At 67.9% G+C, this 26,579-nt stretch carries 21 protein-coding genes and 1 pseudogene; 9 read left to right on the plus strand and 13 right to left on the minus strand.

Annotation, left to right across the window (positions count from 1 at the left end; all coding sequences use genetic code 11):
* Positions 1–7: 7 nt before the first annotated feature.
* From WS91_RS15095 to WS91_RS15105, 3 genes are all read right to left on the minus strand, one after another.
* Positions 8–475 carry a DUF2271 domain-containing protein gene (locus WS91_RS15095; protein ID WP_059575954.1) on the minus strand — a complete coding sequence of 156 codons (468 nt, stop codon included), beginning with the start codon at positions 473–475 and terminating at the stop codon, positions 8–10.
* A gap of 396 nt (positions 476–871) precedes the next feature.
* The gene (locus WS91_RS35900; RefSeq protein WP_156432370.1) at positions 872–1,012 is read right to left on the minus strand and encodes a hypothetical protein; all 141 of its coding nucleotides are present in this window, start codon (positions 1,010–1,012) and stop codon (positions 872–874) included.
* A 61-nt stretch (positions 1,013–1,073) separates the two neighbouring features.
* Positions 1,074–1,517 carry a PepSY domain-containing protein gene (locus WS91_RS15105; protein ID WP_038752763.1) on the minus strand — a complete coding sequence of 148 codons (444 nt, stop codon included), beginning with the start codon at positions 1,515–1,517 and terminating at the stop codon, positions 1,074–1,076.
* A gap of 143 nt (positions 1,518–1,660) precedes the next feature.
* Here WS91_RS15105 and WS91_RS15110 point away from each other — a divergent pair, with 143 nt between their 5' ends.
* Both WS91_RS15110 and WS91_RS15115 read left to right on the plus strand, forming a co-directional pair.
* The gene (locus WS91_RS15110) at positions 1,661–2,320 is read left to right on the plus strand and encodes a response regulator (protein ID WP_038752760.1); all 660 of its coding nucleotides are present in this window, start codon (positions 1,661–1,663) and stop codon (positions 2,318–2,320) included.
* 2 nt (positions 2,321–2,322) lie between these two features.
* Positions 2,323–3,687 carry a sensor histidine kinase gene (locus WS91_RS15115; protein WP_059670515.1) on the plus strand — a complete coding sequence of 455 codons (1,365 nt, stop codon included), beginning with the start codon at positions 2,323–2,325 and terminating at the stop codon, positions 3,685–3,687.
* A gap of 374 nt (positions 3,688–4,061) precedes the next feature.
* On the opposite strand, the gene WS91_RS15120 is transcribed toward WS91_RS15115, so the two are convergent.
* Positions 4,062–4,640, minus strand: coding sequence for a hypothetical protein (locus WS91_RS15120; RefSeq protein ID WP_038752755.1), 579 nt, complete (start codon positions 4,638–4,640; stop codon positions 4,062–4,064).
* A gap of 964 nt (positions 4,641–5,604) precedes the next feature.
* On the opposite strand from WS91_RS15120, the pseudogene WS91_RS15135 reads away from it, so the two are divergent.
* A pseudogene (locus WS91_RS15135) lies at positions 5,605–6,440 on the plus strand (GNAT family N-acetyltransferase).
* A 128-nt stretch (positions 6,441–6,568) separates the two neighbouring features.
* A complete protein-coding gene (locus WS91_RS15140; RefSeq protein ID WP_059670517.1) occupies positions 6,569–7,987 on the plus strand; it encodes an MFS transporter in 1,419 nt (472 codons plus the stop codon).
* Between the two features lie 403 nt (positions 7,988–8,390).
* Here WS91_RS15140 and WS91_RS15145 read toward each other — a convergent pair whose 3' ends face one another.
* From WS91_RS15145 to WS91_RS15165, 5 genes are all read right to left on the minus strand, one after another.
* Positions 8,391–9,404, minus strand: a complete 1,014-nt coding sequence (locus WS91_RS15145; protein WP_059670518.1) for a DUF2891 domain-containing protein — start codon at positions 9,402–9,404, stop codon at positions 8,391–8,393.
* 196 nt (positions 9,405–9,600) lie between these two features.
* Complete coding sequence (locus WS91_RS15150) at positions 9,601–10,290, minus strand: hypothetical protein (protein ID WP_414734356.1); 690 nt, start codon at positions 10,288–10,290, stop codon at positions 9,601–9,603.
* A 753-nt stretch (positions 10,291–11,043) separates the two neighbouring features.
* A complete protein-coding gene (locus WS91_RS15155; protein WP_059647447.1) occupies positions 11,044–12,132 on the minus strand; it encodes a phosphorylase family protein in 1,089 nt (362 codons plus the stop codon).
* Between the two features lie 34 nt (positions 12,133–12,166).
* Complete coding sequence (locus tag WS91_RS15160; RefSeq protein ID WP_059670519.1) at positions 12,167–13,021, minus strand: hypothetical protein; 855 nt, start codon at positions 13,019–13,021, stop codon at positions 12,167–12,169.
* A gap of 827 nt (positions 13,022–13,848) precedes the next feature.
* Positions 13,849–14,613, minus strand: a complete 765-nt coding sequence (locus WS91_RS15165) for a TetR/AcrR family transcriptional regulator (RefSeq protein ID WP_059575935.1) — start codon at positions 14,611–14,613, stop codon at positions 13,849–13,851.
* A gap of 203 nt (positions 14,614–14,816) precedes the next feature.
* On the opposite strand from WS91_RS15165, the gene WS91_RS15170 reads away from it, so the two are divergent.
* From WS91_RS15170 to WS91_RS15190, 5 genes are all read left to right on the plus strand, one after another.
* Positions 14,817–15,998 (plus strand): isovaleryl-CoA dehydrogenase, encoded by a 1,182-nt coding sequence (locus WS91_RS15170; RefSeq protein ID WP_059670520.1) that lies wholly within the window; start codon positions 14,817–14,819, stop codon positions 15,996–15,998.
* Positions 15,999–16,020: 22 nt separating this feature from the next.
* Complete coding sequence (locus tag WS91_RS15175; protein ID WP_059575931.1) at positions 16,021–17,628, plus strand: carboxyl transferase domain-containing protein; 1,608 nt, start codon at positions 16,021–16,023, stop codon at positions 17,626–17,628.
* Positions 17,629–17,647: 19 nt separating this feature from the next.
* On the plus strand, positions 17,648–18,433 hold the full coding sequence (locus WS91_RS15180; protein WP_038752734.1) for an enoyl-CoA hydratase/isomerase family protein: 786 nt from the start codon (positions 17,648–17,650) through the stop codon (positions 18,431–18,433).
* Between the two features lie 126 nt (positions 18,434–18,559).
* The gene (locus tag WS91_RS15185) at positions 18,560–20,560 is read left to right on the plus strand and encodes an acetyl-CoA carboxylase biotin carboxylase subunit (protein WP_038752732.1); all 2,001 of its coding nucleotides are present in this window, start codon (positions 18,560–18,562) and stop codon (positions 20,558–20,560) included.
* 126 nt (positions 20,561–20,686) lie between these two features.
* Positions 20,687–21,832, plus strand: a complete 1,146-nt coding sequence (locus WS91_RS15190) for a DUF2827 domain-containing protein (RefSeq protein ID WP_038752730.1) — start codon at positions 20,687–20,689, stop codon at positions 21,830–21,832.
* A gap of 110 nt (positions 21,833–21,942) precedes the next feature.
* On the opposite strand, the gene WS91_RS15195 is transcribed toward WS91_RS15190, so the two are convergent.
* The 4 genes from WS91_RS15195 to WS91_RS33295 form a co-directional block, all read right to left on the minus strand.
* Positions 21,943–22,410, minus strand: coding sequence for a DUF4019 domain-containing protein (locus WS91_RS15195; protein WP_082717694.1), 468 nt, complete (start codon positions 22,408–22,410; stop codon positions 21,943–21,945).
* 51 nt (positions 22,411–22,461) lie between these two features.
* The gene (locus WS91_RS15200; protein WP_059575925.1) at positions 22,462–23,610 is read right to left on the minus strand and encodes a DUF2827 domain-containing protein; all 1,149 of its coding nucleotides are present in this window, start codon (positions 23,608–23,610) and stop codon (positions 22,462–22,464) included.
* A gap of 21 nt (positions 23,611–23,631) precedes the next feature.
* Positions 23,632–24,786: a DUF2827 domain-containing protein gene (locus tag WS91_RS15205; protein WP_059647438.1), complete on the minus strand. Its 1,155-nt coding sequence runs from the start codon at positions 24,784–24,786 to the stop codon at positions 23,632–23,634.
* Positions 24,783–26,579: YadA family autotransporter adhesin (locus WS91_RS33295; protein ID WP_231752030.1), on the minus strand; the 1,797-nt coding region annotated here is incomplete at its 5' end. The genes WS91_RS15205 and WS91_RS33295, both read right to left, overlap by 4 nt.

Here is a 26,579-nt window from a genome sequence, read left to right on the forward strand (position 1 = left end):
CCTCGTGTTAAAGCGAATAGCGGAACGACTTCACGTAGCCGCGGCCCTTGACCGCCTTGCCGGCGCTCGCCGCGGTCAGCGGCACGACGACTTCCGACGGGTTCTCGTTCATGTCCTCGACCGCGGTGTCGATGTGGATTTCGCAGCCGGCGTCGAGCAGCGCGTCGGCCACGTCGAGCGTCGCGCGCAGCGTCTTGCCCGCGCCGACGCTCGCGCCCGTGATGCCGTCGAGCCGCTGCGAGCCGCCCGTCGCGCGATACCAGTCGCGTAGATGCCGGTAGTACTTCGTCTGGCGGCCGGCCATCCACAGCGCGCCCTGGTAGCGGCCCGCGCGATCGGTGACGTACAGGACGACGTACGCGCCGTCGCCGCCGTAGTCGGCAAGCTGCGTCTCGAACGTGACCTCGCGCGCGGAGGCGAGCGACGGCGCGGCGAGCGCGCCTGCGAGCGCCGCGATCGGCAATGCGTGTTTCATCTGGGTTCTCCTGGTATCGGTGAGGATGGCGGCGCGGACCGCATCGAGCCGGGTGTCGCGTGTCGTCCGGGCGCCGGAAGGGCGGTGGCGGCGGGGGAATGTCGGCGTCGCGATCGGCGCGGCGGCGGACGCCGTATCGTCGGCTCGCAAGCGTCGCAAGCCGGGCGAGTCACTCGCGCCGCTTACGCCGCCCGCGCCGTGACCGCCGGAACTCCGCCCGTGCCGCGACCTTTCGCCTCTGCTTCGCGATCGCGCCGATCGTGCCGATCGCGCTGATCGTGCCGATCGCGCGCCGGCAGCCACGCGAGGCCGCACGCGGCCGCGCCGGAGGCCGCCATGTCGCGGGCGGGCATTCGGCAATCGGTCATGGGCGGGAACGTCGACACGGCCATGGACTCAGCCATCAAATTCAGCGAACGACGCGGCCATGAATTCAGTCATCGACTCGGCGAACGACGCGGCCATCGACTCAGCCATCAATTCAGCGATCGATGCCGCCATCGACGCGCCCATCGCATCGCCGGCTGCGCCAAACAACGCAGCGCGGCCAAGGCAGCGCGGGCGCGGCAACCCGGCGGCGCCGCGCGACCAGCCGCCTTCAGCGAATCTGCACGTCGGGCTTCGAGCCCGGCTTCAGCGCGCCGCCCGCGGGCGCGCCCGTCGCCGGCCCGCCCGCCGGGGCTTGCGCGCGCGGCGCGCGGCCATGGTCGTCGTCATCGTCGTGGTCGTGCTTGCGGTCGCCCTCGCGCTTCATCCGCACGACGTCGAGCGTCACCGGATCGAGCTTCGCCTTGAAGCGCTTGCCGTCGGCGTCGTGGCCCTTGATTTCGTAGCAGCCGTCGTCGGCCTTCAGCTTGTCGACGCGCCAGCCTTTCTGCTGCGCCATCGCGCGCACTGCGTCGCGCGGCTTCCAGTCGGCGAGCGGCGCGTGGCAGTCGTCGCCGTCGTCCGCCATCGCCGCGCGGATGCCGAGCGCGCTTGCGAGCACGAGCGACGCGAGCGAAACGAGCGTCACGCCCTTGATCAGTCGCGAGGTTTTCATTGCGTGATATCTCCTGTTCGGATCGTCGGGCTCTACAATGCGCTCGGCACCTGAAGCGAAGCTTGCGGGCGCGAAAAAGTTTCTTCATGTTCGCTTCAGGTTCGCGTGGCAGAGTCGCGCCACTCATTCATCAGGACACGCGCATGAGAGTGCTTCTCGTCGAAGACGACCCGTGGCTCGGAGAGGCCGTCCGCGACCAGATCGAGAAAGACGGGCATCCGGCCGATTTCGTCGGCAGCCTCGCCGACGCGCGCCGGCACGTCGCGGTCGCGACCTACGATCTGATCCTGCTCGATCTGCTGCTGCCCGACGGCCGCGGGCTCGACTTCCTGCGCGAGCTGCGCGCGGGCGGATCGACGGTGCCCGTCATCATCCTGACCGCGCTCGATCAGGTCGCGAACCGGATCGCCGGGCTGAACGCCGGCGCGGACGACTATCTGGTGAAGCCGTTCGATCTGTCCGAGCTGTCCGCGCGCGTGAGCGCGGTCGCGCGCCGCTATGCGGGCAATCCGAATCCGCTCGTGAAGCTCGGCGAGCTCGCGATCGACACCGCCGCGCGCAGCGTGAAGCGCGGCGATGCGCGAGTCGACCTGACCGCGAGCGAATGGGCGCTTCTCGAAACGCTGCTCCAGCATCCCGGGATGATCTTGTCGAAGCCGCGGCTCGAGGAGCGTCTGTATTCGTTCAGCGACGAAGTGGAGAGCAACACGATCGAGGTGCACGTGAGCCGCCTGCGCAAGAAGCTCGGCGCCGACGTGATCGAGACCGTGCGCGGCCTCGGCTACCGGCTGAGGCGGGACTAGCGATGCTGCGCAGTCTGCAGGGGCGGCTCGCGGCGGCGCTCGTGGCTGGCTTCGTCGTGCTGTCGCTCGCGGCCGGGACGGCCGCGTTCTACGTGTTGCGCGACGAGGTCGAGCGGATGTCCGACAGCGCGCTGCAGGAGACCGCGCAGCGGCTGCTGCCGCTCGCCGTGATGGACATCGTCGGGCGCGATTCGGACGGCGACGACGGCGAGGGCGCGAGCGGGGGCCGCATCGCGGCGGTCCGCCCGCACGACGAGCTGCTGACGTACGTCGTGCGCGACGAGACCGGCAAGACGCTGCTGCGCTCGCACGATGCCGACGCGTCGATTTTTCCGATGGACATGAAGGCGGGCTTCCGGCGCACCGCGACGCATCGGATCTACGCGGAGACGGTGCTGCAGGGCACGGTCACGCTGTTGATCGCGCAGCCGCTCACGATGCGCCGGCAAGCGCAAGTGCAGGCCGCGATCGCGGTCGTGCGGCCGCTCGCGTTGTTCCTGCCCGCCGGCCTGTTCGGAATCTGGCTGATCGTGCGCTCCGGCTTGAAGCCGATCCGGCGCTTTTGCGACGCGATCGCCGCGCGCGGCCGCAACGATCTGACGCCGCTCGACAAGGGCGGGCTGCCGAGCGAGATCGCGCCCGTGGCCGATGCGGTCACCGAGCTGATGGCGCGCCTCGATCGCGCGCTCGCCGCCGAGCGCAGCTTCACCGCGAACAGCGCGCACGAGTTGCGCACGCCGATCGCCGCGGCGCTCGCGCAGACGCAGCGCCTGATCGTCGAAGCGCCGAGCGAGCCGTTGCGCGAGCGCGCGGAGCGGGTCGAGGGCGCGCTGCATACGCTGTCGCGGGTCAGCGAGCAGTTGATGCAGCTCGCGAAGGCCGAGGACGGGCGCGTGCTCGCGGACACGCCGCAGGATTTGCGGCCGGTGCTGTCGCTCGTCGTCGACGATTTCCGGCGCGTCGCGCGCGATCGCGCGATCGCGCTCGATCTGCCCGACGCGGCCGTGACGTCGCGGATCGATCCGGACGCGTTCGCGATCGTCGTGCGCAATCTGGTCGAGAACGCGCTCAAGCACGGCGCGGCGGCGGAGCCGGTGCAGGTCGCGCTGTCGGCGGCGGGCGCGCTCAGCGTGACGAACCGCGGGCCGGCGCTGCCGGCGCGCGAGATCGAACGTCTGACGAAGCCGTTCGAGCGCGGCGCGACGACGGCGAAGGGCAGCGGGCTCGGACTCGCGATCGTCGATGCGATCGCGAAAGGGGCGGGCGCGTCGTTCACGCTGCGCTCGCCGGTGCCGGGCGGCGCGGACGGGGTTCAGGCGGTGGTCGAAGGGTTGGCGTTCGGCGGCGATCGGGCGCGGGGCGCGTGAGATTGCAATGGACGCGACCGACGCGGGTTTCTCGATCGCGGCGAGCGCCGCGCTCTCGATCGCCGCGCGCGCCGCGCGTGAAGCTCGACGTTCGAGCGGCGGGCGCGGTCGCCCGTACGGGCGCGCCCGCGGCCCGCTTGCGCGCCCGTCCGAAGAAAAGGCTCGGAATCCATCCCGAGCCTTTTCCTGTCGCGATTCCGGCGCCGCGCCCGATCAGATCGCCGGCGATCGCGGCCGCCCGTGTCGGGCCGCCGCGTGGGTTCGGCGCGCGTTCGCCGGGGTCGCGGCCCGATAGCGGGCGCTCAAGGCATCGCGTGTTTCGTCGAGACGGGCGCTCGGCGCGCGAGCGGATCGGCAAATGATCGCGCGGGGCGTCAGAACCAGCCGGATATCCAACCCGTGATTCCGTTGAACGTACTCTTGATGCTGTCCCACGCGTTTTTGAGCCATGCGACGACGTCTCTTACGACTCCCACGATGAAATCTGCAATCTTATTGAAAAGATCGTTGAAGAAATTACCGATCTTGTCTATCAAGACGACAATGGGCTGCTGAAGATCGGGGTGTTCCAATCCGATTTTTATCGCCGTATCGAAAATCTTGTCGATTCTCGCGTTGGAATCCTCCTTCGCCTTTTTTCTCTGTTCTTCCATCTTCTTTTTGAATTCTTCGACGGACGTGGGGGACGCTCCCGCGCTCTTCAGCGCTTCGGTTGCGCCGACGATGCCGGTCTCGATTCCGCTCGCTTCTTCCTGTCCGGATGCTTGGGCGTCGATTTGCAGCCCCTTCAGCAAGTCGTTTTCCTGCGCCGAAAGCTTGACGGAAGACGCCTGCGCGGCGGTGAAATAAGCGGCGAGTTGCTGCGAGGCGGCATAGCGACGCGGTGACGCTTGGCTGGCAGAGGATTTGTAATGCGCGCGCATTTCCTCCAGGACATCGACAAATTGGCTCATTTAGTGGCTCCTCGGAAAGGCACGGATTGAATTTGATAGCGAGAGCCGTGCCGATTATCTCTCGTCTAAAGAGTAGGATTTATTCATCGGCGAATACCTACCATTTTTGTTAGCTTGACATTTTCAGGCTTGGGTATTTTCCGACGGCGGCGGGCGGCATGTTCCGCTCCGCGCATGCGCGCTTCGGATGCCGGTTCCGCACGGTGTCGCCGTCGTCCGGGGCGAGCCGCACGGTGAGCGCGGCATGCAATCGAGCCGGCGCGCGGACCGCGCCGGGCAGGGGCGCGGCTTGCATCAAAGCCCTGGCTCGGCGGCCCTGTTGCATCGGATGCCGGCAGGGGGCGGCGCCGGCGCGCTGCCGGCCGCTTACGCGGCGGTCCGCGCCGCCGTCGACCCCCGCACGATCTTGAACGACCGGCTTGAACGACCGGAGTCGCACGGGCCGCGCACTTGTGTGCAAGCGTCGCCGATCACACGGCGCTTGCGGTATGCCGGGCGGCATTCGCCGGGCATCGAGTGAGGCCCATCGGCGGGCGGTCAGCGCGCTTCGAATCCCGAATCCCGAATCCCGAATCCCGAGGCTCGCGCTTCGAGCCCCGCGGCGCATGCGCGCTTCGAATTCGACGACATGCAATGTCGCGCCCCGACGCCGTTCGTGTCGCGCTGCGATGCTTCGCAATTCGCGTCGCGCGCGGCGTTCCGGCGACTGGAGCGGCATCCCGGTTTCCCGCGTGCCCGCGTCGGTCGAGACCGCGCGAGCGATGCATTGCGTGGACAATGCGCCGATTCTGCGATTCTGCGACGCGCCGACGCGCCGATGCGCCGATGCGCCGATGCGCCGATTCGCCGGGCGGCGCGCGACGATCGAGTCGCGTCATTCGCGACGTTCGACGCGGCACGCCCCGTCGACGTCTTTTACAATCGAATCCGCCGTCGCGGCGCCGGGCACGGATGTCGATCCGGGATCGACGCGCAGGCCTCGGGCCTCGGGCTTCAGGCTTCAGGCTTCTGGCTTCTGGCTTCGGCGCCGATCGGCGACCCATTCATCGTTTCGGGAAACATTCCGTGAGTGACAACGCATACACCAACGAATTCGGCCAGCCGATCGGCGCGCCGGTGCCCGGCTGGCAGCCGCGTCCCGCGCCGCCGCGCACTCCGATGCAGGGCCGGTTCTGCCGGATCGAGCCGGTCGACGCGAGCCGGCACGCGGACGATCTCTATGCGGCATACGCATTGGCCGCCGACGGCCGCGACTGGACGTACATGAGCGCAGGCCCGTTCGCCGACGCCGCGAGCTACCGCGCGTATCTGGCGAAGGCGGCCGAAACCGACGATCCGCTGCATCACGCGATCGTCGATCTCGCGACGGGCAAGGCGGTCGGCACCTGCGCGCTGATGCGGACCGACCGGGCGAACGGCGTGATCGAGGTCGGCTTCGTCGCGTATTCGCCGCTGCTGCAGAAGACGTGCGCGGGCACCGAAGCGATGTTCCTGCTGATGCAGCGCGTGTTCGACGAGCTCGGCTATCGCCGCTTCGAATGGAAATGCGACAGCCTCAACGCGCCGTCGCGCGCGGCGGCGCTCCGCTACGGCTTCGCGTACGAGGGGCTGTTTCGGCAGGCCGTCGTCTACAAGGGCCGGTCGCGCGACACCGCGTGGTATTCGATCGTCGACCGCGAATGGCCGGCGTTGCGCTCGGCGTTCGGGCAGTGGCTCGCCGCCGGGAATTTCGACGAGCGGGGCCGTCAGCGGCAGCCGCTGGCGACGCTGATCGCGGCGGCGCGCGGCGGCGGCGCGTGACGAAAAGGGGCGCGGCGCGCGCCCCTCGCCGTTCTTCCCGGCGGCCGTGCGCCCGGTAAAATGTCCGAAACGCCAACGGCCGCCCGCGGCCGTGATTCGACAACGACGACATTCGGAGACACCCGGCCATGGCTTCAACGGAAAGCGCCTCGCGCACGTCGGCGTGCGCGACGACGATCGACGCCGGCGCCATCTCGGCGCGCCTCGACCGCCTGCCGCCCACGCGCAGCGTCTGGAAACTGGTGGCGCTGCTGAGCCTCGGATTCTTCTTCGAGCTGTACGATCTGCTTTACAGCGGCTACGTGGCGCCCGGCCTCGTGAAGAGCGGCATCCTCACCGCGACGACGCACGGGCTGTTCGGCACGACGGGCGTCGCGAGCTTCATCGCGGCGTTGTTCGCGGGGCTCTTCGTCGGCACGATCGCGTGCGGATTTCTCGCCGACCGCTTCGGCCGCCGCGCGGTGTTCACGTGGTCGCTCCTGTGGTACACGGCCGCGAACATCGTGATGGCGTTTCAGGATACGGCCGCGGGCCTCAATTTCTGGCGCTTCGTCGTCGGGCTCGGGCTCGGTGTCGAAATGGTGACGATCGGCACGTACATCTCCGAACTGGTTCCGAAGCAGATTCGCGGCCGCGCGTTCGCGTGCGAGCAGGCGGTCGGCTTCGTCGCGGTGCCTGTCGTCGCGCTGCTCGCGTATCTGCTCGTCCCGCGCGCACCCCTCGGCCTCGACGGCTGGCGTTGGGTCGTGCTGATCGGCGCGCACGGCGCGATCTTCGTCTGGTGGATTCGCCGCCGGTTGCCCGAAAGCCCGCGCTGGCTCGCGCAGCAGGGCAGGCTCGACGAAGCGGATCGCGTGCTCGCCGCGCTCGAGGCGAGGGTCGAGGCGGAGTACGGCCGGCCGCTGCCGCCGCCCGCGCCCGCCGAGCCCGTCGCGCCGCGCGGCCGGTTCCGCGACATGTGGGCGCCGCCGTACCGCAAGCGCACGGTGATGATGACGATCTTCAACGTGTTCCAGACGGTCGGCTTCTACGGCTTCGCGAACTGGGTGCCGACGCTGCTCATCAAGCAGGGGATCACCGTCACGACGAGCCTCATGTATTCGAGCGTGATCGCGCTCGCGGCGCCGATCGGGCCGCTGATCGGCCTCGCGATCGCCGACCGCTTCGAGCGCAAGGCCGTGATCGTCGCGATGGCCGGCGCGGCGATGATCGCGGGGCTGATGTTCAGCCGGGCGTCGGCGGCGTGGTGGCTCGTCGCGCTCGGCGTGTGCCTGACGCTCGCGAACTACATCATGTCGTACAGCTTCCACGCGTATCAGGCGGAGCTGTTCCCGACCGCGATCCGGGCGCGCGCGGTCGGCTTCGTCTATTCGTGGAGCCGCTTTTCGGCGATCTTCACGTCGTTCGCGATCGCGGCCGTGTTGAAGGGGTTCGGCACGCCGGGCGTGTTCGTGTTCATCGCGGGCGCGATGGCGATCGTGATGGCGTCGATCGGGCTGATGGGGCCGAGAACGAAGGGAATCGCGCTCGAGACGATTTCGCATTGATGCGCGCCGGGCGGGCAGCGCGCGTTCGATGTGTGCGCGTGCGTGTCGCCCACGCTTGGTGAAGCGTGCGCCGCCCGCGCTTGGCGCAACGCGTGACGGCCGGGCGGACGTGCGCGCGGCGTGCCGGCGCGTCGCATTCGGCCGCGATGCAGAGGCTGTTTGATCCGCGCCTTCCGCTTCCCGGCGAACTCACATCCGGGCAGACCCATTCGACCGGACCCATTCGACCGGACCCATTCGACCGGACCCATTCGACCAGACCCATTCGACCAGACCCATTCGACCAGACCCATCCGGCCAGACCCATCCGGCCAGACTCATCCGGCCAGACTCATCCGGCGCGCACGGCGCACGCGGCTGCCCCGCGCCGCCGGATGCGGCCGCGCCATTTTCGCCGTCCGGCTCAAGCCTCCAGCGCAAGCAGCGCGAACGACGCGAGCCAGTGCTCGCCCATGTAGTCCCCCGCGACGTGCGCGAGCGCGCTCGCGAGATGCGCGTCGGCCGCGTCGGCGAGCGCCGTCTTGCGCGGATCGCCGTCCGGCAGCGCTCGCGCGAGCGAGCGCTGGCACCATGCGCGGCTCAGGTTCAGGCCGTCGAGGTGCGCGATCTTGCCGTCGGTGCGATCGGTGACGGTGGCCGGCGTGAAAAGCGTCGCCGGCTCGCGCGCGGCGAGCGACGGCAGGAACGCGTCGAACCACGCGAGGAACTCGGCCGCCGGCAGCGCGCGCCGCATCAGCTCCGCCTCCATCAACGCCGGCGACAGGAACTCGTCGCCGCTCGGCTCCCACGCCTGGCAGTTTGCGTCGCGCAGATGCCAGCGCCGCGCGGTGTCGACGATCAGCGCTTCGAGCGCCGCGCGCCCGGTTTGCCGCGCGAAGTCGAGCGCGAGCGACAGCGCGAACGCGGTGTTGAAGTGCGTGCCGACGCGCAGCGGATAGGTCGCCTTCGGCAGAAATTCGGTGAAGCGGTCGACGAAGATCTCCGTCAGCGGCGCGAGCGTGGCCGACCAGCGGCGGCCCGCATCCGACGTCATCGACGCGAGCTGCGCGGACAGCGCGAGCAGCCATCCCCAGCCGTACGGCCTCTCGAAGCCGAGATTGTGCGGCAGGCTCAAGTACGCCGCCTCGCCGGCGACGTTGTCGGCGGTGAAGTGCGCGTCGACGGTGTCGACGATCCGCTGCGCCTGCGGCAGATCCGCGAAGCGATCGAGCAGCCGCGTGACGAGCCAGTAACCATGCACGCACGAATGCCAGTCGTAGCTGCCGTAGAAGATCGGATGCAGCGCACGCGGCCCGCGCACGTCTTCCGGGCCGGCGAGCGAGTGCGTGAGCTTGTTCGGGTATTCGCGCGTCAGGTGGCCGAGCGCGAGGTTCGCGAATTGCGAGGCGAGAGCGGGCGTCAGTTGTCGAGTATGCATGGCGAGGGCGTCGGGAAAGGCGGCGCGCGTCGCGCGCGGCCGCGGTCGACGACATGTTACCCGCCGATGCCGGAGCATGCATGAATGGCCGCGTTCGCCGCGCGGGCGCGCGGCGCGGCGAGGCACGGCGAGGCACGGCGAGGCACGGCGAGGCACGGCGAGGCACGGCGAGGCACGGCGAGGCACGGCGTGGCGTCTATGGGCGGCAGTGCAGCCGGCGGTAGCGGGCTTCGAGCTCGATCTGCTGCTCGCTGCGCTCGCGCTGCTCTTTTGCGTCTTTCTCGGTGGCCGGATAGGGCTTGTGAGCCCACGGGCGACTCCAGCGATCGGACGCGAGCGGCGCGAAGTTCGACGGTGCGCCGCCGTTCGCGGACGGCAGCGGCCGCGACGGCGGCGGCTCGTAGACGGGCGGCGCGGGGACTTTCCACGGCGTCGCGCTGTTGATCGTGCTCGGCGCGAGCAGCGACGGCGGCGCCGAGCGCGCGGCGGCTTGCGCGTGGCGCGCCAGATTGTCGATCTTCGACGCCAGTTCGTCGCATTCTTCCTGCCGGCCCTGATCCTGCGCGAACGCGAAGTTACGCTGCAGCGGCGCGATGTATTGCGGCTTCGCGTCGGGCTGCGCGTGCTTCGACAGCGTTTGCGGCGCGAGGCTGCGAGGCGGCGGCGAACGGAATCGGGCGGCCTCGGGCGGCGGCGTATGCAGCGGCGTGTGCGACGGTGTAAGCGGCGGCGTAAGCGGCGATGTTTGCGGCGGCGCTTGTGGCCGCATTGGCGACGAAGCCGTTTCGGGCGTGGGCGTTGCGCTCGACGGCGAGCCGCCGAGCGGCTGCGCTTGCGCGCTCGTGCACGCCGCCAGCAGGGTCGCGACCAGTGCCGCGCGCGACATCGGGACATTCATGTGGCGAGTAGCGACGAAAATCTAACGAGCCGCGAATCGTCTCATGGTTAACCCTGCGGTGTCGACCGGATTCGCGTGGAGATTTGTCTCGATGCGAATGACCGGCTCGGGCGTCCCGTCGATGAAAGCCCCCGGCCGCGTTTGCCGGCGCGCACCGGGCGAGCGGTTCTCGTCCGCGCATCAGCCGGCCGTTCAGGGCCGGCCGGCGCGCGGGGTGTGGCGCGCCGGTTGCATGATGCGCTCTCATGCGTCTCGGTCACGCGGATCGCACGCGCCGGCCGCCCCATGTTGCCGATTCCGTTTGGCGGAAATCGGCGCATGTCGCGCCATCCATTGCGTTCCTCCACCCATTCGATCGAGGCCCTCCGTTTCATGCCGAGGCGCCGATTGGGCGGGTGCGCCGGCAATGTGCCGCGCAGCCGCCTCCCGTTGCCGGATCGGCCGAGTCACGATGGTCGCGCATGCCGGGCCGAGGCCGCGCCGCCAGCCGCCTTGCCGATACGCTTCGCTTCGCTTGGCGGCAGGCATCCGTTGCCGGGAATGCCGAATGGCCGCTCTTCGTCAAAAGCGGGCGGCAGACGCGCGAGGCGCACTGTGGCCGCACCGGCCGGCGTTTTCGATTCGAAACGAAAGGCTGTCGCTCGGCAATCGCGCGGCAGCCTCGCCTCACGAGCGAAATTTATTTCGGATCGACGGCCGCAATTTCCACGGCGGCCGCACGATGCCCGCGAAGCCGTTGCGTCAGGCGCGCGCGCTCGTGATGATCGCCCAGGTCGCGATCACGCTGGCGGCCGTCGTATACGGGCCGTAGCGCGTATAGATCTGGCCCGCTTCCCGCTTCGCCTTTTCGATGTCGTTATCGGGATTGGGAATCTGCGGATCGGACACGTTGCGCACCGAGTACCAGCGAGTCAGCGGGAAGTCCTTCATCGTCAGTCCGATCATCGCGTCCCCCATGTCGCATGCGCGTCCCAGATTCTGCAAGCGATAGTGATCCGTCGAATCGTCGAAGCCGAAGAAGTCCGTCGTGACGAGCGCGTCGGCGGGCTTCGTGAAAATGGTCGGCACGGGCCGCGCCCCCTGGATGTACGCCGCGTTGACCTTCGTCAGATCGGGCGCGATTGCATCGATCGCGCCGGCCGGCAGCTCGGAAGGGCTGTATTCGGACTTCGCGAATGCGGCCTCCTTGAACTGCGTCGTGCAGTCGAACTTGACCTTGCTCGCGATCACGACATCGCCCAGTTTCGCTTGGGTGCCGATTCCGCCGCCCGTGCCCGTCGTGATCAGCAGCCTGGGCCGGATCGTCTGCACGAGCTCGGCGACGAGGCGTTGAAGCGGCGTGTGCGGGCCGTCATATGCGAAGTGCAGGCCGGACTTGAACAGCAGCACGCGCGCGTTGCCGATCACGCACGGGAAATACAGGCCGAGCGTGTGATAGTAGCGGGCCATGTCCGGCTTCGTGTCGTTGAACGGCGCGCGGGGCCCCGTGACGAGCGGGATGTACGCATCGACGCCGTGACGGTACAAATACCACGCCGACGGCAGATGATCGGGCGTGAAGAGCGCCGCGAGCGCCGCGGCCTCGGCGGCCGTCCACGTGACGACGAGCGCGTCGTAGCCGGCGAAGCGGGTGAGGTCGTCGTTCTCGTGCGGCGCGGGATCGAGCGGCTGCGCGGCGGGCCGTGCGCCGGCGGGCCACGAGACGGGGTGAGGCAGGCGGCTCGCCCTGGCCAGCAGCGCGGCTTCCAAGCCGCCCTTGACGAAGCGCTCGGCGGGCGCTTCGGGATCATAGTTGAGGATCAGATCCTCGACGTCGAATGAATGGTTCATGAGGGCACCTAAGTTGTTCGAATGATCGGGTGCTTCAGTACATCTTCGCGCGCTGGCTCGCGATTTCCTGCAGCGCCCTGCGGTGTTGCCGGCAGCGTTCGAGCAGCGGCTCGTTCAGGGATTTTTCCGACAGCTCGCGGGTGGTTCGCAATCCCGCCGGCGATCCGCGCTTCGTGTGCAGCCACTCTCTCAGGCTCTTTTCTTTGGTCTGCGAAGGACCGAGATCGACGATCGTCGGCGGCTCGCTCGGGTCCAGGTATTGCAATTGCCGGATTCGCTCGTTGCTCAGATCGATCCACGAGATGTAGCCGCCCGGCAGGATCTCGCGCGGCTTCGTGAGCGCGCCGGTGAAGCTGTAGCGCGTGCCGCTCGTGACGACCGGATCGTAGAAGTGCGGCGTGATGAAATCGGAGACGGCGATGCCTTGAATCGAATAGCTGTATTTTTCCGCTTCGACCGGATCGCAGCCTTCGACGAGGTACTCGAACTGCGCGCTGCCGTCCTGGATCTTGCCGCCGACGATCTCGATCGACGTCGACGACTGCAGACGGTTGCCGGCGGGATCGATCAGCATCTCGATCGTTTCGTGGCTCGCGGCGATTGTCCATCCGTCGTTGCCGCGCGTCGCGGCGACTTTCGCATACGGCTGGTTGTGCTGATCCAGGTGAAATTCGCCTTCGCCTTCGGGCAGGACGGGAACCAGCAGCACCGGCCATATGCCGGCCGGAATTTGATTCTGCGACGGCAAATGCCGGACGGTCGCCTGCACGTTCCAGAACGGCGGCAAATCTCGGATGACTTGCACGTTCAGTGCGGCGGCAGCGGCTTCCACGAGAGCGGGATCGATGGCGTTCGTCGTATCGACGAGGCCGATCTGGATGACAGTCATTTCGGTCTCCTACAGTAAATGCCTCGCCGGATCGGCCGGGCGTGACGACGCCGAGCGTGCGCGCGTCACGGCCCAAGGAAGCGGCGAGGCAATGAACGTCCGTGCGCGCAGACGTCGTCCGCGCGGCGGAGCTGAAAGACTTGAAAAGAGTGGAATGCGTGTGCGCTCCCCATGCGCACTTGTACCGGAATCGAATACTTTTAATCAGCGCAACGGCGAAGCGGGCGCTTCGGGGCGGCTGGTACGACTCCAGCGTAGGTTATGCGTCTCGAAAGTCAAGAGCGCTAAAACCCGATTAATCGTCGATTAGTCGTTCATTGATATTGCAAGTTTTTGCGCGGTTTTTCATTAAACGATAATTGAATTGCGATGCGTTTTCTCGTGTTCGTTTCGTGCCGGCCGCTCGATGCGGCGACGTCGCGGGGCGGCCGTGCCGGCTGTCGTTCGGGCTCGGCCGCGAGCGTCTCTTTCTGCGATGTTTTCGTGTGTGAGCGGCAAGTGCATGCCGGCGCGTCGGCGTGAGCGGCGACGCAAACATGCGCTCGGTTCGCGTGAGTGTGCGGCGGAATCGGAGCGATGCGCGTCGTTTCGCGATTCGTCGGCGGGCGGGCGATTAACCGAGCCGAATCGAATCAAATCGAGTTTAATCGAGGAGAAAGAAAGGAACGCGAGCGGTGTTTGAAAGAAAACCGAATGGCGGACCGAATGCGGCGATGCGCCCGGCCGTGACGAGTCGATCGCGAAGCGTGCGTCGATCTCGGGTGAGCGCCTCGCGGAGCGACGCCGTGCACGATGCGATGCGCGCGGCGCGCAGTGTCGCCCCTCGGCTACGCCGGCTTGCCCGGCTTGCGGCGCGCCGAACCCGCGCGCGCCGCCTGCGCGCACGCTTCGTCGAGCCGGCGCATCGCGTCGGCGACGTCGCTCCGAAAGTGCACGAGCGCCGCGTTCTCCGGCGCGGGCGGTTGCAACCCCGTCCAGAGCAAATCGATCAACTGCTCGGCCGTCGTCTCGGTATCGAGTTTCCGGTGCCCGAGAATCGCATCCCACAGCACATGCTCGATCGGCCCGAACACCATCGAGCGCAGCAGGCTGAGCGGAATGTCGGCGCGCACCTCTCCGGCCGACTGCCCGCGTGCGAGCACGTCCATCAGCGGCGCCGTGTAGCGGCGCTGCAACGCCGTCAATTCGTCGGCGAGCGCGTGCTGCTTCGCGCGCCCCTCGGACAGCACCAGCGCGCAGAGGCCGGTGCCGTTCACGAGCATCAGCCGCAAGTGCGTGCGGACGATGAACGCGAACTGCTGCCGCACCGACGCGTCGCGCGGCATCCCGGTCTCGAACGCGTCGATGATTTCGTCATACCAATCGGCGATCACGCGTGCGCACAGCTCCCGCTTGCCGCGGAAGTAGCTGAACACGGTCGCCTCGGACACGCCGACCCGCTGCGCGATCTCCGCCGCGGTCGCGTGCTCGTAGCCCTTTTCCGCGAAGACTTCGCGCCCGGCGCGCAGGATGTCCTGCACGCGCTGCTGCGATTTGCGGCCGGCGGGCGCGCGCGGCGCGTCCGCGCGCTCGGCTTTCTGGGGGGCGGTCATACGGGTTTTCCTGCGGCGTCGGGCGTCGTTGCGATGCCGTCGATCATAGCTGAGTATCGCTCAAAAAACTATTGACGCTTGAGCGGGTCAAGCGCGAAACTAACGAGAATTTCCGCAGAATACGGCAACGAACGATGGATTCGCCGATTTGAGCTAGACTCAATAATCGGCGCTTCTGTGGACTTCCTGGAGACGGAGGAGACATGATCAACCTGCCCGGCGTGAACTTCATGCTCGGTGAAGACATCGAGATGCTGCGCGATTCGATCGCGCATTTCGCCGCGAAGGAAATCGCGCCGCGCGCGGCCGAGATCGATCGCACCGATCAATTCCCGATGGACCTCTGGCGCAAGTTCGGCGAGCTGGGCGTGCTCGGGATGACCGTCGCCGAGGAATACTGCGGCGCGAGTCTCGGCTATACCGCGCACATGGTCGCGATGGAGGAGATCTCGCGCGCGTCGGCGTCGGTCGGGCTGTCGTACGGCGCGCATTCGAACCTGTGCGTGAACCAGATCCACCGCAACGGCACCGACGCGCAGAAGCGCAAGTACCTGCCGAAGCTGATCTCCGGCGAGCACGTAGGCGCGCTTGCGATGAGCGAGCCGAACGCGGGCTCCGACGTCGTCAGCATGAAGCTGCGCGCGGACAAGCGCGGCGAGCGCTACGTGCTGAGCGGCACGAAGATGTGGATCACGAACGGCCCGGATTGCGACACGCTCGTCGTCTACGCGAAGACGGAGCCCGAGGCCGGCGCGCGCGGCATTACCGCGTTCATCGTCGAGAAGGGGATGAAGGGCTTCTCGGTCGCGCAGAAGCTCGACAAGCTCGGAATGCGCGGCTCGCATACGGGCGAGCTCGTGTTCGAGGACGTCGAGGTGCCGCAAGAGAACATCCTCGGCGAGCTCAACGGCGGCGTGAAGGTGCTGATGAGCGGGCTCGATTACGAGCGTGCGGTGCTCGCGGGCGGGCCGACGGGCATCATGGCCGCGTGTCTCGACGCGGTCGTGCCGTATGTCCACGATCGCAAGCAGTTCGGCCAGCCGATCGGCGAATTCCAGCTGATCCAGGGCAAGATCGCCGACATGTACACGACGTTCCAGGCGTGCCGCGCGTATCTGTACGCGGTCGGCCGCCATCTCGATTCGGCGGGCAGCGCGCACGTGCGCCAGGTGCGCAAGGACTGCGCGGGCGTGATCCTCTACACCGCCGAGAAGGCGACGTGGATGGCGGGCGAGGCGATCCAGATCTTGGGCGGCAACGGCTACATCAACGAGTACCCGGTCGGCCGCCTGTGGCGCGACGCGAAGCTCTACGAAATCGGCGCCGGCACGAGCGAGATCCGCCGCATGCTGATCGGCCGCGAGCTGTTCGCGGAAACCGCCTGACCCTGCGCGCGGAGCCCACGCGATGCCGATCATCGAATCCAAGCTGAACCCGCGCGCCGACGAGTTTCGCGCGAACGCCGCGGCGCTCGAGGCGCTCGTCGCCGACCTGCGCGAGAAGATCGACCGGCTGGCGCTTGGCGGCGGCCAGGCCGCGCGCGACAAGCACCTGTCGCGCGGCAAGCTGCTGCCGCGCGAGCGGATCGCGCAACTGCTCGATCCGGGCACGCCGTTCCTCGAGCTGTCGCAGCTCGCCGCATACGGGATGTACAACGACGACGCGCCGGGCGCGGGCATCGTCACGGGCATCGGCAGAATCGCCGGCCGCGAGTGCGTGATCGTCTGCAACGACGCGACGGTCAAGGGCGGAACCTACTATCCGGTGACCGTGAAGAAGCACGTGCGCGCGCAGGAAATCGCGGCCGAGAACCGGCTGCCGTGCGTGTACCTCGTCGATTCGGGCGGCGCGAACCTGCCGAACCAGGACGACGTGTTTCCCGACCGCGATCATTTCGGCCGGATCTTCTTCAACCAGGCGAACCTGTCGGCGGCGGGCATCGCGCAGATCGCGGTCGTGATGGGCTCGTGCACCGCGGGCGGCGCGTACGTGCCCGCGATGAGCGACGAATCGATCATCGTCAAGGAGCAGGGGACGATCTTTCTCGGCGGCCCGCCGCTCGTGAAGGCGGCCACCGGCGAGGAAGTGAGCGCCGAGGATCTGGGCGGCGGCGACGTGCACACGCGCCTGTCCGGCGTGGCGGACCATCTCGCGCAGAACGACGCGCACGCGCTCGCGATCGCGCGCACGATCGTCGGCAACTTGGGTGCGCGCCGCGGCGCGTCGCTCGCGATGCGCGAGCCGCTGCCGCCGCGCTACGACGCGAAAAGCCTGTACGGCGTGATTCCGGTCGATACGCGAAAGCCGTTCGACGTGCGCGAGGTGATCGCGCGCATCGTCGACGATTCCGCGTTCGACGAATTCAAGGCGCGCTACGGCACGACGCTCGTCACGGGCTTCGCGCGCATCTGGGGGCACCCGGTCGGCATCGTCGCGAACAACGGCATCCTGTTTTCCGAATCGGCGACGAAAGGCGCGCACTTCATCGAGCTGTGCTGCCAGCGCAAGATCCCGCTCGTGTTCCTGCAGAACATCACGGGCTTCATGGTCGGCCGCAAATACGAGAACGAGGGCATCGCGCGCCATGGCGCGAAGATGGTGACGGCCGTGTCGACCGCGAAGGTGCCGAAGTTCACGGTGATCATCGGCGGCTCGTTCGGCGCGGGCAATTACGGCATGTGCGGCCGCGCGTTCGGCCCGCGGTTCCTGTGGATGTGGCCGAACGCGCGGATCTCGGTGATGGGCGGCGAGCAGGCGGCGTCGGTGCTCGCGACGGTGCGCCGCGACGGGATCGAGGCGAAGGGCGGCGAATGGTCGGCGCAAGACGAGGAGGCGTTCAAGCAGCCGATTCGCGACCAGTACGAACGCCAGGGCCATCCGTACTACGCGAGCGCGCGCCTGTGGGACGACGGCGTGATCGACCCCGCGCAGACGCGCGACGTGCTGGGCCTCGGCCTTGCCGCCGCGATGAACGCGCCGATCGAGGACACGCGGTTCGGCGTGTTCCGGATGTGATGGACGCAAGGAGCCGACGATGCGCTACGAAACGATCGAAGTGACCGACGACGGCCGCATCGCGACCGTCACGCTCGCGCGCCCCGACGTGCGCAACGCGTTCAACGAGACGATGATCGCCGAGCTGACGACCGCGTTCGACCGCATCGACGCGCATCCGTCGCTGCGCGCGGCCGTGCTCGCCGCGCGCGGCCCGGCGTTCTGCGCGGGCGCGGACCTGAACTGGATGAAGAGGATGGCGGGCTTCTCCGACGACGAGAACCGCGCCGACGCGCGGCGTCTCGCGCGCATGCTCGAGGCGATCCATCGTTGCGCGAAGCCCGTGATCGCGCGCGTGCACGGCGACGCGTACGCGGGCGGCGTGGGGCTCGTCGCCGCGTGCGACATCGCGATCGCGGCCGAGGACGTGAAGTTCTGCCTGTCGGAAGCGCGCCTCGGGCTGATTCCCGCGACGATCGCGCCGTACGTCGTGCGCGCGCTCGGCGAGCGCGCCGCGCGGCGCTATTTCGCGACGGCCGAAGCGTTCGACTGCGCGAAGGCCGCGCAGCTCGGCTTCGTCCATGAGCGCGTGCCGGCCGATGCGCTCGACGCGACCGTCGCGAGGCTGGCCGAAGCCTTGTGCGCGAACGGCCCGCAGGCGGTGCGCGCGTGCAAGACGCTCGTGCGCGACGTCGCGGGCCGCGCGCTCGACGCCGCGCTGATCGAGCAGACCGCCGACTGGATCGCGAAGACGCGTGCGGGCGCGGAGGCGCGCGAAGGCGTCGCGTCGTTCCTCGAGAAGCGCACGCCGTCGTGGCGCGCGTGACGCGGCGCGCGCCGCCGCCGCCGCCCGCGCACAGCGGAGCGGTGCCGTAGCGGCCGTGACGAAGCGCGGCGCGCGGCCCGCGCACCGAACCGAATCCGTTATCGATCTTCCGTTTTCCGACCCATCATGTTCGACAAGATCCTGATCGCCAATCGCGGCGAAATCGCCTGCCGGGTCGCCGCGACCTGCAAACGCCTCGGCATCGCGAGCGTCGCGGTCTATTCGGACGCCGACGCGCACGCGAAGCACGTCGCCGCGTGCGACGAGGCCGTGCACATCGGCGGCCCGGCCGCCGCCGACAGCTATCTGCGGATCGAGCGCATCATCGACGCCGCGCGCGCGGCGGGCGCGCAGGCGATCCATCCGGGCTACGGCTTTCTGTCGGAGAACGAGGATTTCGCGCGTGCGTGCGAGGAGGCGGGGATCGTGTTCGTCGGGCCGCCCGTCGAGGCGATCGCCGCGATGGGCTCGAAGGCCGCCGCGAAGGCGCTGATGCACGCGGCCGCGGTGCCGCTCGTGCCCGGCTATCACGGCGACGATCAGACCCCCGCGCTGCTGCAACGCGAGGCCGACCGCATCGGCTATCCGGTGCTGCTGAAGGCGAGCGCGGGCGGCGGCGGCAAGGGGATGCGCGTCGTCGAGCGCGCGGCCGATTTCGCGGCGGCGCTCGCGTCGTGCCAGCGCGAGGCGGCGGCGAGCTTCGGCAATGATCGCGTGCTGATCGAGAAATACCTGCAGCGGCCGCGCCACGTCGAAGTGCAGGTGTTCGGCGACACGCACGGCCACGCGGTCTACCTGTTCGACCGCGACTGCTCGGTGCAGCGCCGCCACCAGAAGGTGCTCGAGGAAGCGCCCGCGCCGGGCCTCGCGGATGAGCTCCGGCAGGCGATGGGCGAGGCCGCCGTCGCGGCCGCGCGCGCGGTCGGCTACGTCGGCGCGGGCACCGTCGAATTCATCATGACGGGCGACGCGTTCTACTTCATGGAGATGAACACGCGCCTGCAGGTCGAGCATCCGGTGACGGAGATGGTGACGGGGCTCGATCTCGTCGAGTGGCAACTGCGCGTGGCGGCGGGCGAGCCGCTGCCGATGAAGCAGGCCGATCTGCACGTGCGCGGCCACGCGATCGAGGCGCGCCTGTACGCGGAGAATCCGGCGCGCGGCTTCCTGCCGTCGACCGGACGCCTGAAGCACCTGCGATTTCCGGCGGGCGTCGAATTCGCCATCGGCGCGGCCGTGCGGATCGACAGCGGCGTTCGCGAGGGCGACGCGATCACGCCGTTCTACGATCCGATGATTGCGAAGCTGATCGTTCACGGCGACACGCGCGCGCAGGCGCTCGCGACGCTCGGCCGCGCGCTGCGCGAATGCGAGGTCGTCGGCCTGCATACGAATGCGGAGTTCCTGCAGCGGATCGTCGCGAGCCGGCCGTTCGCCGACGCGGATCTCGACACCGGCCTGATCGAGCGCCATCGCGACGCGCTGTTCGCGCCGCAGCCGGCGCCCGCGGCGGCGCTCGGCCTCGCGTGCGCGGCGCTGCTCGCGCGCGAGCGTGAGTTCGCGGGCGAGGGCGGCGCGGCGTCGCCGTGGGGCGCGCTGCCGAACTGGCGGCTGAACGCCGGCTACCGGCGCACGATCGAATGGCGCGCGCTCGACGACGACGCGACGCTCGAAGTCCGCTATCTGGACCACGGCGGCGCGCAGTCGCTCGAAGCGGGCGGCGTCGCGAAGCCGTTCGCGTGGTCGCGCGGCGCGGGGCCGCTCGACTTCGACGTGACGTTGGGCGGCGTGCGCGCGAGCGGCCGCGTGCATGTCGACGGCGACACGTTCCACGTGTTCTGCCAGGGCGTCGCGCGCGCGTTCGAGTGGCGCAACCTGCTCGCGCACGCGGCCGATTCGACGGAAGGCGAGGGCCGGCTCACCGCGCCGATGCCGGGCAAGGTGATCGCGGTGCTCGTCGAGCCGGGGCAGAAGGTCGAGCAGGGCGATCCGCTCATCGTGATGGAGGCGATGAAGATGGAGCACACGATCGGCGCGCCCGCGGCGGGCGTCGTCGGCGAGGTGCTGTACGCGGTGGGCGACCAGGTGGCGGACGGCGCGCAACTGCTCGTGATGGGGCCGGCTTGAGCGAGCGGCGCACGTTAACGATATCTGACAGTCCGGTTACATGATGTCCGCTAGACTCGAATACTGGTGCGGGCGGTAGCGCAGGGCATGCGCTACACTGCGTAATTCCCTTCCCTCCGGCATGCAATGACATCCCCTGTCGATTTGAACGGCTTGCGCATCGGTATCACGATTGGCCTGCGCGAGCCGAACGAGAGCCTCTGGATCAACGGCATCAAGCAAAACGCGCTGTTTCTCGCGAAGCTGCTGATGAAATCGTCGCGCGGCTATCGGGTGACGATCGTCAACACGACGGACGTGCCGATCACCGACGCGCTGCCGTGGGACCGCCGGATTTTCGACACCCGCTCGTTCGTCGACATGAAGGATTCGCTCGACGTGCTGATCGAGCTCGGCGGCCAGATCGACGGCGAGCAGACCGCGTATCTGAAGGCGCGCGGCGTGAAGCTCGTCAGCTACTGCTGCGGCTTCGAATACATCCACGCGACGCAATCGATCCTGTTCGGCCGCCGGATGTGGGAAACGCTGTTCATCAACCGCGGCTACGACGAGATCTGGGCGATTCCGCAGGTCGCGCCGTCGTCGCTGCCGTTCCTGCAATCGCTGCGGCGCTGCCCTGGGCGCGTCGTGCCGTTCGTCTGGGACCCGATGTTCCTCACCGAGCGCACGCGGCTGCTGCGCGAGCGCGGCGAGTACCGGCCGAGCGGCAAGCGCGCGAAGAGGCTCACGGTGATGGAGCCGAACCACGATGTCGTCAAGTTCTGCGTGTATCCGATGCTCATCATCGATGAAGTCTATCGGCGCGATCCGGACGCGATCGCGTTCGCGCACGTGACGAACGCCGAGCGGCTCGCGCACGACAGCCCGGAATTCGTGATGCTGATGAACTATCTGGAGATCGTCCGCGCGAGCAAGGCGAGCTTCGTCGGCCGCTTCGATACGCCGACGTTCCTCGCCGAACACACGGACGTCGTCGTGTCGCACCAGTGGGAGAACCCGCTCAACTACTTCTATTTCGACGTCTGCTGGCAGGGCTATCCGCTCGTCCACAACGCGCATCTCGTGCCCGACATCGGCTACTACTATCCGGACAACGACGTGCTGACGGGCGCGGAAGTGCTGACGCGCGTGCTGCGCGAGCACGACGACGACTGGGAAGGCTACGCGACGCGGCAGCGCAGCCTGCTGCGCCGCTATACGTCGAAGAATCCGACGCTCGTCGCCGAATACGACACGCTGCTCGCGAATCTCGTCAACGACTGCGGGCGCTGAGCGGCGAGCGAACGAACGCCGCGCGTGCGATCGGCGCCGCGGCGCTTCGGCCCGCGTGCCGATCCCGCCGGTTCCGGCTCTTCAATTCGATTGGTCTCGATTCAGCCTAGTCATTGCCCGGCGAGCGACGGCGTCACGCCTTGCTGCTCGCGCGGCGCATAGGAGACGAGGTGCCAGCGGCCGTCGCTCTCCCGGCGCAAGCTCAACTTCTCGAACACGACCTTGCCGCCTTGCAGCGTCGTCGTGAAATCGACGTTCGCGTATAGCCCGTCCGGCACGTCCTTCGTGTTCGCGAACTGGATCAGCATGATGTCCGACCATCCTCGCCGCGCGACCGCGCCGAGCGGCGCGCGCAGCCGCCGCGTGTCGTCGGCGAAGCGCTGCGCCGTGTATCGCTCCTTGACGAAAGCGGCGGAATCCCGCCAGACCAGATCGAAGCGGCCGTCGTCGATCTGCTTCAGCACGTCCTCGGCGCTTTGCAGCACCGCGTCGGGAGACGGGCTCGCCTGCGCGTGGGCGAGCGGGCCGGCGGCCAGCATGGCGGCGGCGATCACGCATCGGGCGACTAGCTTGTTCAAGCGACCTCCGGGTCGAAATAGGGCGGCGCGGCGCATGCGGCGATGCCTGCGTTACCGGTACAGCGCGGCGAGCGCTTCCGTATAGGCCGCGACGTTGTTCGGGTTGTAGATGCTGACCGAATCCAGAATGTGCCGCGACTGCTCGCGATACGCGTCGAGGTTCGCGTCGTGCTCGTGGAACGCCTTCAGCAACTGGCGGCCGCCTTCCTGGCAGTCGAAATCCGGATAGAAATAACCGGCGCGGCCGAGGTACGGCGAATTGTGGACGAGCGGATAGTCGCCGTACAGCAACTCGTAGTACAGATAGTTCTGCGCGTTTTCCCACGTGTGCGACACGACCGCGTCGCCGTACGCCGCCATGAATTCGTAGACCGCGAAGCGCCCCTCGAACGTCGTGAGCCCATGCGCGACGATGTCGAGGCTGCGCGCGAAATGGACGAACGTCGTGTGCTCCTTCATGTGCAGCGTGTTGCACACGCGCACGAATTCGACGAAGTTCGGCTGCGCGCGATACGCCTCCTCGGTGACGAGCATCGGCACGATGCTCGTCTTCACCATGCAGATGTTCGGCTCGAACGTCGCGACGCGCCAGCGCGGCTTGCCCGGCTTGTAGCCGAATTCGAGCCCCGGGCCGAGCGTCGCGCGCGCCTTGTCGAACAGCAGCGGATGCCAGATGTGCGGCACGATCGTCACCGGGCTGCGCAGCCCCGATTCGAGATAGTGGCTGCACGAATGCTCGAATTCCGGAATCGTCCAGACGCCGTCGTAGCGCGCGCCCGAGAACAGGAAGCCGGACGGCTTGTCGAAGATCGCGCGCTCGATGTCGATCACGTAGTCGTTGCCCACGCGCATCGTCACGACCTTGCCGCCGCGCTGCTGATATGCGGCGATCCATTCGGCGTTGAACTGCGCGCTCATTTCGATCAGCACGTCGCAGCGCGTCATCGCCTCGTCCATCGAGATGAGCGGCACGTTCCATTCGCCGAGCATCAGTTGCGGATCGGCGTCGCCCGTGCCGCCGTTGACCATCACCGCTTCGGCGACGAGCGGCGACTGGCGCAGCAGCAGCACGAGCAGCAGGCAGTTCTGGAAGATGCCGTTTTCCCACAGCGACTGGCCGGCGCCGCGCACGAACAGCGACACGCCGACGACGAGACGCTTGCCGCCGTTCGGCACGTCACGGGCGGTGGTTTCGGACATGCGTTCTCTCCGGGAATAGGCTTAGGCGAACAGACGCGCGACATACGCGTCGAGGTTGTCGCGGTTGTCGATCGAGACTTCGCGCAGCAGCGCGTCGGCGTGGCGGCGATAGTCGTCGAGATGCGCGTCGTGATGGCGCCACGCGTGCAGCAGCGCGCGGCCGCCCGCCGCGGAATCGAATTCCGGGTAGTAGTAGCCGGCGTCGCCGAGGCGCGGCGAGTTGTGCACGAGCGGGTAGCCGCCGTACAGCACGTCGTAGTACAGATAGTTCTGCGCGTTTTCCCACTGGTGCGAGATCACCGCGTCGCCGTGCTGCGCGAGGAACGACGGCAGATCGATGCGCGGCTCGAAGGTCGCCTTGTGCTGGCGGACGAGATCGAGACTGTTCGCGAAATGGACGAACGTCCGATGCTCCTTCATGTGCAGCGAGTTGACGACGAACAGATGCTCGACCGCGTCGGGCTGCACGCGGTGGAATTCGTCGGCGGCGAGCATCGGGTAGTGGCAGGTCTTCACGACCGAGATGTTCGGCTCGAGGATCGACAGCCGCCACTTCGCGCGGCCGGGCGCATAGCCGAAGCGCAGGCCCTCGGCTTCGAGCTGGCGCGCGCGGCGCTCGATGAAGTACGGCGACCAGATGTGCGGCATCAGATGGACGGGCGCCCGCAGCAGCGTGCGCAGCAGCGGCATCGCGGTCTTTTCGTACTGGGGCAGCGTCCAGGCTTCGTCGAACGGGCCGCCGTTGAAGATGTGGCCCGACGGCCGGCCGAACATCGGCGTCTCGCAAAGCCCCGCGTACGTGTGCCCGACGAAGCAGACGACGAGCTTCTTGCCGAGCGCCTTCATGTACTTGAGCCAGTCGACGGGCAGCTGCGCGCCCATCTCGATCACGACGTCGAGCGCGTGCGACACGTCGCGCGGGTTCACGAGCGGCACGTCGAGGCCGCCGAGATCGAGGCCGGCGGGCAACGCTTTCGCGTCGCCGCCGTTCAGGAAGTAGATCGGGCCGACCCGCTCCGACTTCCTGAGCATCATCGCGAGGAACGCAATGTTCTGATGAATGCCGTTTTCCCAGATCGCCTGGCCGTCGCGGGCGAAGAGCGAGATGCCGACGGCCAGGCGCTTGCCGGGCGCGTCACGCGGCCCGGTCGATGAAGAGTGGACGGAGTCGATCACCAGCTATATCCATATCCTGCACCGAAGGTCTTGTTCTGCCCCGACACGCCGATGCCCAGCTTGAGAATGCCGTTGGTTGTCACATGCGCGCTCGCGCCGAATGCCATCCCCGACTGACCTGCGAAGCGCGCGACGCCGACGGCGACGTTGATCGTCTTGCCCGGCTCGACCTGCGGCAGCATCGTCAGCGCGGTGGCGGCCGCGATGCCCTGACGGGCCATCGAATCGGTTTGCTGCAGCGCTTGCTGAGTCTGGGTCAACTGCGAGCCCAGATTGTTGATCTGGGACTGCTGGCCCGTCAGCGATTGTGACATAGAAGTGGACAGCGCATTCAACTGGTTGACGTTGACCGCGTCGGTGCCTTCCGTGCCGGCGGCGACGTTCGTGACCTGCCGCTGCTGCGTCGAGCTGCCGACCGAGACGACGTTCGAGCGGCCGCCGTCGGTCGAGCCCGCGCCGATCGCGACCGAGTTCGAGCCGGCCGTGACGGACGGCGCGGTGGCGTTCGGCGCGCTCATGTCGGCGGCGATGCCCGTGCTCGACGGCAGCGAGCGGATGACGTTGGTCGTGCTGTTGACGATCGTCGTCGACAGCGACGTGAGCTGCGTGCTGATGTTGGTCACGCTCGTCGACAGCGACGCGACGCTGGTGTTCGTCGTCGACAGGCCGGTGGACAGCGAGCCGATGCCCGTGGAAGTCGACGTGGAGAGCGACGCGACGTTGCTGTTGGTCGTCGACAGGCTGGTGGACAGCGAGCCGACGGCGGTCGAGGTCGACGTGGAGAGCGACGCGACGTTGCTGTTGGTGGTCGACAGGCCGGTGGACAGCGAGCCGACGGCGGTCGAAGTCGACGTGGACAGCGAGGCGACGCTGCTGTTGGTCGCGGCGAGGCCGGTCGACGCCGACGTGGAGAGCGACGCGACGCTGCTGTTGGTCGTGCTCAGGCCGGTGGACAGCGAGTTCACGTAGGTGAGCGTCGACGTGGACAGCGACGCGAGGTTGCTGTTGGTCGTCGCGAGACCGGTGGACAGCGAGCCGATCGAGCTCAGCGCGGACGAGAAGGTCGTGGAAGTCGACGTGGACAGCGAAGCGATCGAGCTGTTGGCCGACGACAAGCCGGTCGAGGTGGAGGTCGACAGTGAGGTCAGGCTGCTGTTGGTGGTGCTGAGGCCGGTGGACAGCGAGCCGATACCCGTGGAAGTCGACGTGGACAGCGACGCGACGTTGCTGTTGGTGGTGCTCAGGCCGGTGGACAGCGAATCGACGCTGGTCGAAGTCGAGGTCGAGAGCGAGGCGACGTTACTGTTGGTCGTGCTCAGGCCAGTGGACAGCGAATCGACGCTAGTCGAAGTCGACGTGGACAGCGAGGCGATCGAGCTGTTGGCCGACGACAAGCCGGTCGAGGTGGAGGTCGACAGTGAGGTCAGGCTGCTGTTGGTGGTGCTGAGGCCGGTGGACAGCGAGCCGATGCCCGTGGAGGTCGACGTGGACAGCGACGCGACGTTGCTGTTGGTGGTGCTCAGGCCGGTGGACAGCGAATCGACGCTGGTCGAAGTCGAGGTCGAGAGCGAGGCGACGTTGCTGTTGGTCGTGCTCAGGCCAGTGGACAGCGAATCGACGCTAGTCGAAGTCGACGTGGACAGCGAGGCGATCGAGCTGTTGGCCGACGACAAGCCGGTCGAGGTGGAGGTCGACAGCGAGGTGAGGCTGCTGTTGGTCGTGCTGAGGCCGGTGGACAGCGAGCCGATGCCCGTGGAGGTCGATGTGGACAGCGACGCGACGTTGCTGTTGAT

The sequence above is a fragment of the Burkholderia sp. MSMB1498 genome (assembly GCF_001526245.1).
GTDB classification, from domain to species: Bacteria; Pseudomonadota; Gammaproteobacteria; order Burkholderiales; family Burkholderiaceae; genus Burkholderia; species Burkholderia savannae.

Excerpts from the sequence above, each read along its gene's own strand:
- WS91_RS15120 (WP_038752755.1), bottom strand. The coding sequence starts at position 4,640 with ATGAGCCAATTTGTCGATGTCCTGGAGGAAATGCGCGCGCATTACAAA.
- WS91_RS15150 (WP_414734356.1), bottom strand. The coding sequence starts at position 10,290 with ATGTCGCGCGCGGCACTGGTCGCGACCCTGCTGGCGGCGTGCACGAGC.
- WS91_RS15105 (WP_038752763.1), bottom strand. The coding sequence starts at position 1,517 with ATGAAAACCTCGCGACTGATCAAGGGCGTGACGCTCGTTTCGCTCGCG.
- WS91_RS15185 (WP_038752732.1), top strand. The coding sequence starts at position 18,560 with ATGTTCGACAAGATCCTGATCGCCAATCGCGGCGAAATCGCCTGCCGG.
- WS91_RS15180 (WP_038752734.1), top strand. The coding sequence starts at position 17,648 with ATGCGCTACGAAACGATCGAAGTGACCGACGACGGCCGCATCGCGACC.
- WS91_RS15115 (WP_059670515.1), top strand. The coding sequence starts at position 2,323 with ATGCTGCGCAGTCTGCAGGGGCGGCTCGCGGCGGCGCTCGTGGCTGGC.
- WS91_RS15160 (WP_059670519.1), bottom strand. The coding sequence starts at position 13,021 with ATGACTGTCATCCAGATCGGCCTCGTCGATACGACGAACGCCATCGAT.
- WS91_RS15155 (WP_059647447.1), bottom strand. The coding sequence starts at position 12,132 with ATGAACCATTCATTCGACGTCGAGGATCTGATCCTCAACTATGATCCC.
- WS91_RS15145 (WP_059670518.1), bottom strand. The coding sequence starts at position 9,404 with ATGCATACTCGACAACTGACGCCCGCTCTCGCCTCGCAATTCGCGAAC.
- WS91_RS15095 (WP_059575954.1), bottom strand. The coding sequence starts at position 475 with ATGAAACACGCATTGCCGATCGCGGCGCTCGCAGGCGCGCTCGCCGCG.
- WS91_RS15140 (WP_059670517.1), top strand. The coding sequence starts at position 6,569 with ATGGCTTCAACGGAAAGCGCCTCGCGCACGTCGGCGTGCGCGACGACG.
- WS91_RS15170 (WP_059670520.1), top strand. The coding sequence starts at position 14,817 with ATGATCAACCTGCCCGGCGTGAACTTCATGCTCGGTGAAGACATCGAG.
- WS91_RS15110 (WP_038752760.1), top strand. The coding sequence starts at position 1,661 with ATGAGAGTGCTTCTCGTCGAAGACGACCCGTGGCTCGGAGAGGCCGTC.
- WS91_RS15200 (WP_059575925.1), bottom strand. The coding sequence starts at position 23,610 with ATGTCCGAAACCACCGCCCGTGACGTGCCGAACGGCGGCAAGCGTCTC.
- WS91_RS15175 (WP_059575931.1), top strand. The coding sequence starts at position 16,021 with ATGCCGATCATCGAATCCAAGCTGAACCCGCGCGCCGACGAGTTTCGC.
- WS91_RS15190 (WP_038752730.1), top strand. The coding sequence starts at position 20,687 with ATGACATCCCCTGTCGATTTGAACGGCTTGCGCATCGGTATCACGATT.
- WS91_RS15165 (WP_059575935.1), bottom strand. The coding sequence starts at position 14,613 with ATGACCGCCCCCCAGAAAGCCGAGCGCGCGGACGCGCCGCGCGCGCCC.